Source organism: Xenorhabdus sp. SGI 60, from assembly GCF_056632175.1.
The window spans coordinates 2,072,706-2,085,729 of the sequence record NZ_CP196860.1; the positions used below are offsets into that span (position 1 = coordinate 2,072,706).

Below are 13,024 nucleotides of genomic sequence, written 5' to 3' on the forward strand. Positions count from 1 at the left end.
TTGGGTATAATTCATAGAAATATATTTAGAGAGATATTTCTTTTTTTTGTGGGAAATGTAACTTTTCTTTCTAAAAAGCCAGTTCTATGGACTGGCTTTTTTTGTATTTCAACAAAATTAAAACACAATATATCTGCAACAAGCGCTTGATAATAGTTACTCAACTTAATTATTTGTTATATATATATAGTAAGTGTTATAGTGGTTATATTCTTACAAATATATATTCTATATGGTTATAAGTGAGTAACCATTAGCAATATAGAAATTGGTTAAACTACAAAACGTTCATACATTTGATTATTAGGGACAGTGCTGATATGAAACTACAGCAGTTGCGTTATATTGTAGAGGTGGTTAACCACAATCTAAATGTATCTTCTACAGCAGAAGGGTTGTATACCTCTCAACCGGGGATCAGCAAACAAGTCAGGATGCTCGAAGATGAGCTGGGGATTCAGATATTTGCTCGTAGTGGTAAACATTTGACGCACGTGACTCCGGCTGGTGAAGAAATTGTCCGTATTTCACGTGAGGTTCTGTCAAAAATTGATGCAATTCGTTCTGTTGCCAGTGAACACACCTATCCTGATCGTGGTTCTTTATATATAGCGACTACCCATACACAAGCAAGATATGCTTTACCTCCTGTTATTAAGGGCTTTATTGAACGTTATCCCAATGTATCACTGCATATGCATCAAGGTTCTCCAACGCAAATTGCGGAAGAGGTATGCAAAGGAAATAGTGATTTTGCGATAGCAACAGAAGCACTGCATCTCTATAGCGATCTGATTATGTTGCCTTGTTATCATTGGAACCGTTCTATTGTGGTGACGAAAGATCACCCTCTTGCTAGTAGACAGAATGTGACGATTGAAGAGCTGGCTGAATATCCGATTGTAACCTATACGTTTGGTTTTACTGGGCGCTCTGAGTTGGATGTTGCTTTTGATCGGGTTGGTTTGAAACCTAAAATCGTATTTACAGCAACAGATGCTGATGTGATTAAGACTTATGTGCGATTAGGGCTAGGGGTTGGTGTGATTGCCAGTATGGCTGTAGAACCCGTTAAGGACAGTGATTTAGTACGTATTGATATGCGTGAGCAATTCGGTTACAGCACGACCAAGATAGGCTTCCGACGCAGTAGTTTTCTGCGCAGTTATATGTATGATTTTATTTGGCGTTTTGCGCCGCATTTGACGCGTGATGTCGTGGATAAAGCCATTGCGTTACGCTCCAATGAAGAAATTGAAGAAATGTTCAAAGATATCGAACTGCCGATAGTGTAAAAAGATATTTAATATCAGCAAAATAGATATAAAGAAGATAGACAGTGTCAAGAAGATTAAACCACCTCCAAACAGCAGGCAGGTGGTTGATCTTTTATTTTATGTTCCCTTTGGGATCATTGTCTTAAATTCACCACTGAAAAAATTGTCAGAATTTTCGATCGAAGATTTTTGATTTTTGAGAATGAAATTATCGAAAGCTATTTTAACTTCGTGATTCTCTAACGATTGATAATTAAATAAGGAAATACAAGAGGAGTAAGTAAATTCAACATTAATATTCTCGCTAGAAGCGCAGTTTGACGTCATTTCTGAGTTGGTTCTGTCAAAATCTATTTTATAGAGTTTTATTTTAGGGACATACATAACCCGATCTTCAACTCCAATTGCTTCAATAACACTGGCTAATGTGAGGGTAGAATAATGATCTCCATTCCGTTTTAAACCCAGCCTTATAGCATCACCTTGTTTTTGCAAAAAATCGGAAAAGCTTTTCAGGCTTGGAGAGTTTGCATTTAAAATAATATCCATGATGAGTTGGAGTAAATTTGTTGCAATAGAAACACCTTTCATTTCATGCTGATAGGTTTGACTTTCGACATTCATGATACTCATCAATGGCAGTTTTTCCATGATATTTCCCCAAAATTGAATGTCAGTCTTATATTCTTTGCTATGAGTATTGGTATATTTGGCAATATAATCGGCGGCTATTGAAGAAAGGGCGATCTGTATTTTTTTGATTTCATTCATTTTATGTATGACACTGCCTTTGTCGACAATATTTGAAGTCATAATAAATTGGACAAGGCCGTCCGTATCACTAAGCTGATAATCCGCCAAGGAAAATTTATCTCTAATGCCAGCCGAAAAAAACTGATCTGCTTGTTGTATATGGCTTAGGTAATGTTGGTATTCTTTGTTTTTTTCTGTATCCATAATCTTACCTCCAATCTCTAATAAACGTATTGAGTACCCTGAATACACCTTTATTTTGCAAATTTCAATTTGAAACCGATTAGCCAGCAATGCGTAGAAACTTTAGAGTCAATTCAATCAAACTCTTATGGCGTGAATAAAACATATCTACTTTAGAGGTGTCATCATTAAAATTTATCAATAAATGAGTATTTACAGCTAGTTAGTAAAATGTGTGGTGACGGAATAACAAATAGTTGCTTATATGTTATGTTTAATGTTAGCTGACCATTAATAATAAGAAAGGAGAGGAGTTATGTCGTTTAAATTGAAAACGGACTGTGCTTCAACGCTCTCGATTGGAAGCAAATCCACTGGCAGTAAAACCTATCACTATTACAGTTTACCTCTGTTATCTGAACAAGTTGGCGATATATCCCGCCTGCCAAAGTCTCTGAAAGTTCTGCTCGAAAATCTCTTGCGTAATGTTGATGGTGAATCCGTTGTGGAAGATGATTTGCAGGCGCTGGTGGAATGGCAAAAAACCGGTCATGCAGAACGAGAAATTGCTTATCGCCCCGCCCGCGTACTTATGCAGGATTTTACAGGCGTGCCGGCTGTCGTGGATTTGGCGGCGATGCGGGAAGCTGTGTTGAGACTCGGTGGAAATGTAGAGCAGGTTAATCCGTTATCCCCTGTTGATTTGGTTATCGATCATTCAGTGATGGTTGATAAATTTGGCACTGAACAGGCATTTTCAGAAAACGTCCAGATAGAGATGGCACGTAACTATGAACGTTATCTGTTCTTGCGTTGGGGACAGAAAGCTTTTAATCGTTTCCGCGTTGTTCCTCCAGGAACGGGAATTTGCCATCAAGTTAACCTGGAATATCTGGGTAAAGCCGTCTGGTATGAAAATCAGGATGGTAAGGATTTTGCTTATCCTGATACGTTGGTCGGAACGGATTCTCACACAACCATGATTAATGGGTTGGGCGTTCTGGGATGGGGCGTAGGGGGAATTGAAGCGGAGGCGGCGATGCTGGGGCAGCCAGTTTCCATGCTGATCCCAGATGTTGTTGGTTTTAAACTGACCGGAAAATTGCAAGAAGGGATTACAGCAACTGACCTTGTACTGACGGTGACACAAATGCTGCGTAAGCACGGTGTTGTGGGTAAATTTGTTGAATTTTATGGTGATGGATTATCTGATTTGCCGCTGGCAGATCGGGCAACTATTGCCAATATGTCCCCTGAATATGGTGCAACTTGTGGTTTCTTCCCTGTTGATGACATTACATTAGACTATATGCGTTTAACGGGGCGTCATGAAGAAGAAATTGCTTTGGTTGAAGCTTATTGCAGAACTCAGGGCTTATGGCGTAATACGGGGGATGAGCCTGTCTTTACCAGCACCCTAGAGTTGGACATGTCGAGAGTTGAAGCAAGTTTAGCTGGGCCGAAACGTCCTCAAGACCGGGTTGCATTGGGAAATGTACCACAGGCTTTTCAGTCTGCCATGGAATTGGATATCCATAAAACGCAAGAGCACTCATCAGCGGTATCAGTGACTTTAGATAACCAAACTTTTTCATTGCAAGATGGTGCCGTGGTGATTGCTGCCATTACCTCTTGCACAAACACCTCTAATCCCAGCGTATTGATGGCAGCGGGATTACTTGCAAAAAAAGCGATTGAGAAAGGTTTGCAGCGTCAACCGTGGGTTAAAACTTCACTGGCACCCGGTTCGAAAGTCGTGACAAGTTACCTGGAACTGGCAGGTTTTATGCCATATCTGGAAAAACTGGGTTTTAACTTGGTAGGGTATGGCTGCACTACCTGCATTGGCAATTCCGGGCCGTTGCCTGATCCTATTGAAGCAGCGATCAAGCAATCTGATCTCACCGTTGGGGCGGTGCTTTCCGGTAACCGAAATTTTGAAGGGCGTATTCATCCTTTAGTGAAAACTAACTGGTTGGCATCACCGCCGTTGGTGGTGGCTTATGCGCTTTCTGGCAGCATGAAAAAGGATCTGACGCGAGAACCTATCGGACAGGATCAACAAGGCAATGATATTTACTTGAAGGATATCTGGCCTGATAGTACAGAAGTTATGGAAGCGACTGAAAAAGTCAGAACCGAAATGTTCCATAAAGAATATAATTCTGTGTTTGAAGGAGACGAAAATTGGCAATCCCTGAGTGTCGAAAGTTCAGCGAATTATGCCTGGCAACCGGATTCTACTTATATACGCCATCCTCCTTTCTTCAGTGATATGACGGCTGAACCTAAACCGATTACAGACATACACCAGGCTCACATTTTGGCGATATTGGGAGATTCAGTCACGACGGATCACATTTCCCCAGCGGGCAACATCAAGGCTGACAGTCCCGCTGGACGTTACTTGCAAGAACATGGTGTTGCACCAAAAGATTTTAATTCGTATGGCTCAAGACGTGGCAATCATGAAGTCATGATGCGAGGAACGTTTGCTAACATTCGTATTCGTAATGAGATGGTATCAGGGGTTGAAGGAGGTTATACCCGGCATATCCCTTCACAATCCCAACTTGCTATTTATGATGCCGCTATGCGTTATCAGGAGGAAAAAATACCATTAGCCGTTATTGCGGGGAAAGAATATGGTTCAGGATCAAGCCGTGACTGGGCTGCAAAAGGAACAAGATTACTAGGGGTCAGGGTTGTGATTGCAGAATCTTTTGAACGCATTCACCGTTCTAACTTGATTGGTATGGGTGTCTTGCCATTGGAATTTCCTCAAGGCGTTAGCCGCAAGAGCTTAAACCTGACGGGAGAGGAGCGGATTGATATTACAGGATTATCTAACATTCAACCTGGGCAGACAATTGCAGTGAAAGTTACCTATGCCAATGGTCAGGAAATTGTGATTGATACCCGTTGCCGCATTGATACGGGAACAGAACTGGCTTATTTCTATCATGATGGTATTTTGCATTATGTGATTCGTCATATGCTGAAATGATAAGAAACTGAAAAATATCAATTTAAAAATCACATTTAGAAATAAAAACTGCGCCCACACCGACGCAGTTTTTTATATTTTACAGAAAGTAATTAGAGAACTCTTAGCTTGTTTTGGACAGCAAATGGCCCATTCGGTTGGATTTGGTATCCAAATAGTGAGCATTTTGGGAATTACGTCCTACAATCAATGGAACACGTTCGGTGATATTAATACCTGCTTCTATCATGGTTTCAACTTTTTTAGGGTTGTTAGTAAGAAGACGGATTGTATTAATATTCAAAATCTTATACATGTCTGAACACAGGGTGAAATCTCTTTCATCGGCAGAAAAACCTAATTGATGGTTGGCCTCAACAGTATCAATACCTTGATCCTGTAAAGCATAGGCACGAATTTTATTCAGCAGGCCAATATTACGGCCTTCCTGGCGGTGATAGAGCAAAACACCGCGGCCTTCCTGACTAATTTGCGAAAGCGCAGCTTCTAATTGAAAACCACAGTCGCATCTTAGGCTGAATAAAGCATCTCCAGTGAGGCATTCTGAGTGGATGCGCGACAATACAGGCTCATCACCAGAAATATCGCCGAAAACAAGAGCGACATGATCGCGGCCTGTTTTGATTTCTTCAAATCCAATCATTAAAAACTCGCCCCATGGTGTAGGTAATTTTGCTTCAGCTACTCGTTTTAGCTGTATTTTTGTATTCATATATTGATTTAACTCGTTATAAATATTGCGATATCAGAACAATACCGGTTGAGAAATCAGCTAAAACTACGCAAAAATTTTCTCTGATTACAACGCATGCACGCCGCCGCATTGTAACAGAAATTATTAATACGCATGAATATAAAGCGTCGGGTCCTTTAATGATAAATATATTAACATGCTAAACTATAAGCAGATTTTTGCAGATGTATTTATTACAAAAAGAAGGAAATCAGCGTTTATTGCAATAAATTGCTTCCTTTACGTAGACGTGTGTAGACGAGAAATGCTAATTTAACACGCCACTATGTCTGTTATTTGGCATAACCAATCAGCAACGATAGATAACAGGAAGAAATGTGAAATATTTTCTGATCTTATTACTGGCACTGGTTGTTTTTGTTATCTCAGTGACGCTGGGAGCAAATAATAATCAGATAGTGACGTTTAATTATTTGATTGCTAAGGGTGATTACTCTGTATCCACATTGCTGGCTGCCTTGTTTGCTGTTGGCTTTATCCTCGGTTGGGGAATTTGCGGTTTTTTTTACTTACGCGCCTGTATTTCTTTGCGACATGCGAAACGCAAAATCAAGCGACTGGAAACTCAAGTGGAACAGCCATCTGAATCATCCAAAAAAGTCGTATCTACCGTAGCGTTAAACAAGGAATAATTCTCTATGTTAGAGCTGTTGTTTCTGTTGCTTCCCATTGCCGCCGCCTATGGCTGGTATATGGGGCGCAGAAGTGCTCAACAAGATAAACAACAATCGGCTGACCGCCTTTCGCGTGAATATGTTGATGGTGTTAACTTTTTACTTTCCAATCAGCAAGATAAGGCGGTAGATTTATTTCTTGATATGCTGAAAGAGGATAGCTCTGCATTTGAGGCTCACCTAACATTGGGAAATCTCTTCCGTTCCCGTGGTGAAGTTGAAAGAGCCATTCGTATTCATCAATCCCTGATGGAAAGTGCTTCCCTGACATTTGAACAGCGTTTGCTTGCGATCCAGCAGCTTGGGCAAGATTATATGGCTGCTGGAGTCTATGATCGAGCAGAGAACATGTTCGTTCAGTTAGTTGACGAAACTGATTTCCGTGAAAATGCCTTTAATTCCTTGCTAACCCTCTACCAGTCAACCAGTGATTGGAATAAAGCCATTGATATCGCTGAAAAACTCGTAAAACTAGGTAAACACTATTTTCGGGAAGAAATTGCCCATTTCTACTGTGAGTTGGCTCTGCAATGTATGGGCAGTGATGATTTTACTGCTGCGATCGGTTATTTGAATAAAGCGGCTCAAGCAGACAAAAATTGTGCCCGTGTTTCTATTATGTTTGGTCGTATTTATATGGTTCAGGAAGAATATCTTAAAGCGACCAATGTGTTGAAACGTATTCTTGAGCAGGATAAACAATTGGTCAGTGAATCTTTACCAATGCTGCAAGAATGTTACCAACATTTGTCTCAACCGGACGAGTGGCAAGCTTTTGTACGGCGTTGTGTAGAAGAAAATTGTGGTGCGATCGCTGAACTTCATATGGCCGATCTCCTTGAGAAGAAAGAAGGGCGTGAAGTTGCCCAAAACTTCATTAACCGTCAGTTGGAACGCCATCCAACAATGAGATTATTTTATCGTCTGATGGATTACCATATGACGGAAGCGGAAGAAGGGCGGGCTAAAGAAAGCCTGATTCTTTTGCGCAATATGGTCGGTGAGCAAATCCGCACAAAACCTGATTATCGATGCCATAAATGTGGTTTTACTTCCCGTTCGTTATATTGGCATTGCCCATCATGTCGTTCTTGGGACTCTATTAAACCGATCCGAGGGTTGGATGGTCAGTGACACTGTCACTATCATACTGCTACTCATTAGTAATTAAAGTTTATAAATAATTCAATTTAATTAGTAAATCAAAGGGCCTAATAAATGATCTCCCACACAGTTCAAACTTTAGATAAACAGATTGACTCGCCTGTTATTGTTGCACTGGATTATGACAATCAGAATACAGCGCTGGCATTTGTCGACAAGATTGATCCACAATCCTGTCGTCTGAAAGTGGGCAAAGAGATGTTTACACTGTATGGCCCACAATTTGTTCAGGCGCTGCATCAGCGTGGTTTTGATGTGTTTTTGGATCTTAAATTTCACGACATCCCCAATACAACGGCAAGGGCGGTTGTTGCTGCTGCAGAATTAGGTGTGTGGATGGTTAATGTTCATGCCAGTGGTGGTGCGAGAATGATGACAGCAGCTAAAGAAGCGCTGCTCACTTACGGTAAGGATGCACCTTTGTTGATTGGTGTGACTGTGCTGACCAGTATGGAGCAATCTGATTTATTAGGTACAGGCATTGACATGACTCCAGCGCAACATGCGGAGCGTTTGGCATTATTGACAAAACAGTGTGGTTTAGATGGTGTAGTGTGTTCAGCCCATGAAGCACAGCAATTGAAAGCAGTGTGTGGACATGCATTCCAGCTTGTTACCCCTGGTATTCGCCCTGAAGGGACAGAAGCGGGAGATCAGCGCCGGATCATGACACCTCCTCAGGCGATTCAGGCTGGGGTGGATTATATGGTGATCGGGCGTCCAATTACCCGCGCAGAAAATCCGACATTAGCGCTACAGCAGATTAACCAATCTCTTGGAATTGTTCATGGATAATCACTCTCGCTTGGTTTATTCGACGGATGGTGGCCGCATCCAGGAGGAAAAAGTAAAGCCTTCTCGTTCGAAAGGTGATGGTATTGTTCGTATCCAGCGCCAAACCAGTGGCCGTAAAGGGAAAGGTGTTTGTGTGATTACAGGCATAGATGCTGATGACCAAACTTTGGCTAAGTTAGCAGCCGAATTGAAGAAAAAATGTGGCTGTGGAGGTTCTGTCAAAGAGGGCGAAATTGAGATTCAAGGCGATAAACGCGACTTGTTGAAGCAATTGCTGGAAACAAAAGGTATGAAGGTAAAACTGGCTGGAGGCTAAGTCCAGTTTGTTATTACCAGCTATGCAGTAAATAAACTGCATAGCTGGTTAATAGAACTAATTAACGGTACAACTTATTCCTTGTTTGCTTCGTTTTTCCCGTTTTGAGTCACAATACGGGCAGCCGCTGCTAATACGTCAGGGCGGGCGTTGGCTTTTTTGTTATCTGGTTGGGTAAAATAAGTAACCAAAACTAATGGTGCACGTTTTGGAACAGGCCAAATTACCGCGATATCATTTGTTGTACCATAATCGCAGCGACCGGTTTTATCTCCTACAATCCAATTCTTGGGTAATCCTGCACGAATGCTGGTGCCGCCAGTTGTATTGCCTTTTATCCACTCAGTTAATTGTTCACGTTGAGTTGTAGCTAAGGCATTGCCCAACACTAAATTATATAAACTTTTTGCCATAGCTTGTGGTGTGGAAGTGTCACGTTCATCATCTGGAATAGCAGTATTTAATTCGGGTTCACGGCGATCGAGGCGAAAATAATTATCACCGATAGTACGGGCAAAGCGTGTCACTTCATTTGGACCATTCAGTTGGTCAAGAAGTAAATTCATAGCCGTATTATCGCTATATTGTAGCGTTGCTGCGCTCAACTCTTCTAAGGTCATACCCTCTTTGAGATGTTTTTCCGTCATAGGGCTATATTCGACAAGATCTGATTGTTGATAGTGAACGCGTTGATTTAACCGACGGGCATTTGTTTCGTTTTTTTGCAAAATAGCGGATACCGCCATCAACTTACTGGTGCTGCATAGAGGAAAACGCTCGTTTTCACGGTAAGAGATGATGGAATGATCAGATGTATCTATCAATACTACACCAAGTCGGCCATTGGCATTTTTCTCCAATATAGAAAGTTGGTGGATGATTTCATTTGTCTTGTGTGGGTTTATTGCAGATGATGTTTTATTTGGGTAAGAAATTTGAGTGTTATAAGCGGTTGCACTGGCTGGAAAAGTGAATTGTACACCAAGTAAGGAAGCGAGGGCAGTTGTGAAACCTATCCGGCTCACTGAGGAAAATAGCATGTGGAAGTCCTCATAGGGATTATCTTATTGTTATTGCAAAACTGCCGCCATAAATGGCGGCAGAGATGTTTACAGAAATTATTTATAAGATTGGTCTATACAGGACGTGCCACAATATTTCGGGTTTCCATTCTGACTTCTTCAATACGGACATTGATGATGTCATTCAGGCGATGAACTGTTTCACCCTTAATCAACACGGAACCTGTTTCTTGACTACATTGAAGTTCATCACGGACAGCATGCAAAAATGGTCCAGGGACGAAAGCGATAGCTCCGTTATCTACCAGTCGAACTCGCAGGCCACCACGGGTGATATCGATAATTTCTGCCGGGAATGTTTTATCTGTGCCAGCATGAGGCTGCAAGAAACGGGCATAGAGCCAATCACCAACATCACGCTCTGCCATGCGGTTAGCTCGGCGACGCTCTGTCAATCGCAGGCAAAAATCTTCAGTGGGTTTTTCTATCTCCACTTGCTGGATAATTGCTTTCAACAAACGGTGGTTGATAATATCGCTGTATTTACGGATAGGGGATGTCCAAGTCGCGTAAGCATCAAATCCTAAACCAAAGTGTGGGCCTGGTTCTGTTTTGATTTCAGCAAATGTTTGGAAACGGCGGATGCGACTGTCCAGGAATTGGGTTGGTTGTTTATCCAATTCACGGCGCAATTCACAAAACCCTTCCAGATTCAGTAATGCTTCGGCATTAGCTTCAATGCCGTTTTCCTTGAGAACTTCAACGACTTGCTCAATCTGGGTAGGTTCAAAGCCAGTGTGGACGTTATAAATACCAAAGCCTAACTTATCACGCAGAATTTTAGCTGCACATAAGTTTGCTGCGATCATGGCTTCTTCGACAATACGGTTAGCTGTACGGCGCTGTTCAATAACGATATCAACAACATGGCCGTTTTCATCAAGGATAAATCGATAGTCCGGGCGTTCCTTGAAAACCAGGGCGTTTTGCAGACGCCAGTTATTGCGACGTTCACACATCTCTTTCAGAAGGGTGATTTGGCTAATTACGGCGTCTGATCCTGGTTTCCAACCTTCCTGGCCTTCTAACCAGTCTGAGACTTCGTCATAAACCAGCTTAAATTTAGATTCAACCCATGCAGAGAAGAATTGAATATCATCGCCCAATTGACCATCTTCGAGAATAGAAACCTGACAAACCAAGGCAGGACGGCGTACGTTAGGGCGCAGGGAACATAAGTCATCAGATAGCTCACGAGGGAGCATTGGAATATTGAAACCTGGCAGGTAATTGGTGAAACTACGCTGGTAGGCAATTTTGTCCAGTTCGCTACCCGCTTTGATATAAGCAGTGGGATCGGCAATTGCAATAGAAAGTTTCAGGCTGCCATCATCATTTTTGGTGATGTGCAGGGCATCATCCATATCTTCGGTTGTTGCACTGTCAATAGTGACAAAATCAAGAGCGGTCAGATCGATGCGTTCGATAGAACTATCATCCAACTGGCAATCCATCATTGCTGGCGCTTCGCTTTCCAGTTCGTGGCGAGTTAATGTTACCCACCACGGTGCGTAATGGTCATCACCTTGCGTAATATAACCCGTTATTTCGGCATGAAAACCACGATCGCCTTTCAGGGGATGTCGGCGCATTTCAGCTACGGCCCAATCGCCATTTTCAAAGGTATGGTCAACGTGGTTTGCTGGGCGGCAAGGGATAGTGTCTTTTAATAATGGGTGATCAGGAATAATCCATAGTCGGTTATCATTTTCTTTCTTCTGGACCTTTCCTACAAAACGGGTCAGGAAGGGTTCAATCAGAGACTCAGGTTCGGCAATTTCTTTCTCTTTGTCTATGTGGATAGCCGCGGAAATCCGATCACCGTGCATGACTTTTTTCATGTGAGGAGGTGGAATGAAATAACTTTTTTGTCCGTCGACTTCTAAAAATCCAAAACCTTTCTCAGTTCCTTTGACTAAACCTTCTACACGCAGGGTCTGGGCGTGAAGTTGCTGTTTTAGCTGCGCAAGCAGCGGATTATTTTGAAACATAATATCAAGAGAATGTGGAGTTATTATTGATAATTTTGGACAACAGTTTTACGCGAATCGAGAGTGTGGAGCAAGTAACATCTTATCAAAACAGGAAAAACTGTGGTATAAGGCCAAAAATTAGCCGTTTTCCCGAAGCGCGGAAAACTATTTCTACTCATCCACTGATACGACAGTGTTGTTAGTTGTATTACAGTCTAATCCGTATTAGGTAACGTTTGAAAAAACGATATTTAGTTACAACATACTATTAAAACTATCCAAACAATCTAATCCATCTTAACCTATCTATAAATTTCAATAAGACAGAAACAATAATGATATGGTTTTTCAGTCTGCCTCCTGTAATGATTAAATAGGAGACAGACTAATGGAGATTTAAGATTTTTTACTATTCAGTTTTATCCGCATATTCACAAAGATCCTCAATAATACAAGATCCACAGCGCGGTTTACGAGCAATGCAGGTATAGCGACCATGCAGAATCAACCAATGGTGACAATCAACCTTGAATTCGGCTGGCACAACTTTCAATAAGTTCTTCTCAACTTCATCAACATTCTTTCCTGGGGCAAATTGGGTTCGATTGCTGACACGAAAAATATGTGTATCAACGGCAATGGTTGGCCAGCCAAAAGCGGTATTTAAAACAACGTTAGCCGTTTTTCGACCGACGCCTGGTAACGCTTCCAGCGCTACGCGATCTTCCGGTACTTCTCCTTGGTGTTTTTCCAGCAATATCCGGCAGGTTTTGATCACGTTTTCAGCTTTAGTGTTATATAACCCAATGGTTTTTATATACTCCTTTAAACCATCAACGCCCAAATCAAGGATCGCCTGCGGAGTATTAGCTACGGGATATAGTTTTGCCGTTGCTTTATTTACGCTGACATCCGTAGCCTGCGCAGATAGCAATACAGAAATCAGCAACTCAAATGGAGAATTGAACACCAGCTCAGTAGTTGGATGTGGATTGTTATCCCGTAAACGGGTGAGTATCTCAATCCGTTTTTGTTGATTCATATCT

The 13,024-nt window shown here is 41.7% G+C and carries 11 protein-coding genes; 6 read left to right on the plus strand and 5 right to left on the minus strand.

What is annotated here, in order from left to right; all coding sequences use genetic code 11:
• The first annotated feature begins 320 nt into the window (after window positions 1–320).
• Window positions 321–1,295: an HTH-type transcriptional regulator CysB gene (gene cysB, locus ACSJJG_RS09675; protein ID WP_481089231.1), complete on the plus strand. Its 975-nt coding sequence runs from the start codon at window positions 321–323 to the stop codon at window positions 1,293–1,295.
• 99 nt (window positions 1,296–1,394) lie between these two features.
• Here cysB and ACSJJG_RS09680 read toward each other — a convergent pair whose 3' ends face one another.
• The gene (locus ACSJJG_RS09680) at window positions 1,395–2,234 is read right to left on the minus strand and encodes a hypothetical protein (protein WP_481089232.1); all 840 of its coding nucleotides are present in this window, start codon (window positions 2,232–2,234) and stop codon (window positions 1,395–1,397) included.
• Between the two features lie 295 nt (window positions 2,235–2,529).
• Between ACSJJG_RS09680 and acnA the strand changes: the two genes are divergently transcribed.
• A complete protein-coding gene (gene acnA / locus ACSJJG_RS09685) occupies window positions 2,530–5,220 on the plus strand; it encodes an aconitate hydratase AcnA (RefSeq protein WP_481089233.1) in 2,691 nt (896 codons plus the stop codon).
• Between the two features lie 103 nt (window positions 5,221–5,323).
• On the opposite strand, the gene ribA is transcribed toward acnA, so the two are convergent.
• The gene (ribA, locus tag ACSJJG_RS09690) at window positions 5,324–5,932 is read right to left on the minus strand and encodes a GTP cyclohydrolase II (RefSeq protein WP_481089234.1); all 609 of its coding nucleotides are present in this window, start codon (window positions 5,930–5,932) and stop codon (window positions 5,324–5,326) included.
• A 359-nt stretch (window positions 5,933–6,291) separates the two neighbouring features.
• Between ribA and ACSJJG_RS09695 the strand changes: the two genes are divergently transcribed.
• The 4 genes from ACSJJG_RS09695 to yciH all read left to right on the plus strand — a co-directional run bounded on the left by ACSJJG_RS09695 (window position 6,292) and on the right by yciH (window position 8,923).
• Entirely contained in the window at window positions 6,292–6,606 is a 315-nt protein-coding gene (locus ACSJJG_RS09695; RefSeq protein ID WP_481089235.1) for a LapA family protein, read from the plus strand.
• 6 nt (window positions 6,607–6,612) lie between these two features.
• Entirely contained in the window at window positions 6,613–7,782 is a 1,170-nt protein-coding gene (gene lapB / locus ACSJJG_RS09700) for a lipopolysaccharide assembly protein LapB (RefSeq protein ID WP_481089236.1), read from the plus strand.
• Window positions 7,783–7,866: 84 nt separating this feature from the next.
• Window positions 7,867–8,607, plus strand: coding sequence for an orotidine-5'-phosphate decarboxylase (pyrF, locus tag ACSJJG_RS09705; protein ID WP_481089237.1), 741 nt, complete (start codon window positions 7,867–7,869; stop codon window positions 8,605–8,607).
• Window positions 8,600–8,923, plus strand: coding sequence for a stress response translation initiation inhibitor YciH (yciH, locus tag ACSJJG_RS09710; protein ID WP_481089238.1), 324 nt, complete (start codon window positions 8,600–8,602; stop codon window positions 8,921–8,923). Before pyrF ends, yciH begins: the two co-directional genes overlap by 8 nt.
• 74 nt (window positions 8,924–8,997) lie before the next feature.
• Here yciH and bla read toward each other — a convergent pair whose 3' ends face one another.
• The 3 genes from bla to nth all read right to left on the minus strand — a co-directional run bounded on the left by bla (window position 8,998) and on the right by nth (window position 13,020).
• Window positions 8,998–9,963, minus strand: coding sequence for a class A beta-lactamase (gene bla / locus ACSJJG_RS09715; protein WP_481089239.1), 966 nt, complete (start codon window positions 9,961–9,963; stop codon window positions 8,998–9,000).
• A gap of 95 nt (window positions 9,964–10,058) precedes the next feature.
• On the minus strand, window positions 10,059–11,996 hold the full coding sequence (locus ACSJJG_RS09720) for an exoribonuclease II (RefSeq protein WP_481089240.1): 1,938 nt from the start codon (window positions 11,994–11,996) through the stop codon (window positions 10,059–10,061).
• A gap of 391 nt (window positions 11,997–12,387) precedes the next feature.
• Window positions 12,388–13,020 carry an endonuclease III gene (nth, locus tag ACSJJG_RS09725; protein ID WP_481089241.1) on the minus strand — a complete coding sequence of 211 codons (633 nt, stop codon included), beginning with the start codon at window positions 13,018–13,020 and terminating at the stop codon, window positions 12,388–12,390.
• Window positions 13,021–13,024 lie beyond the last annotated feature (4 nt).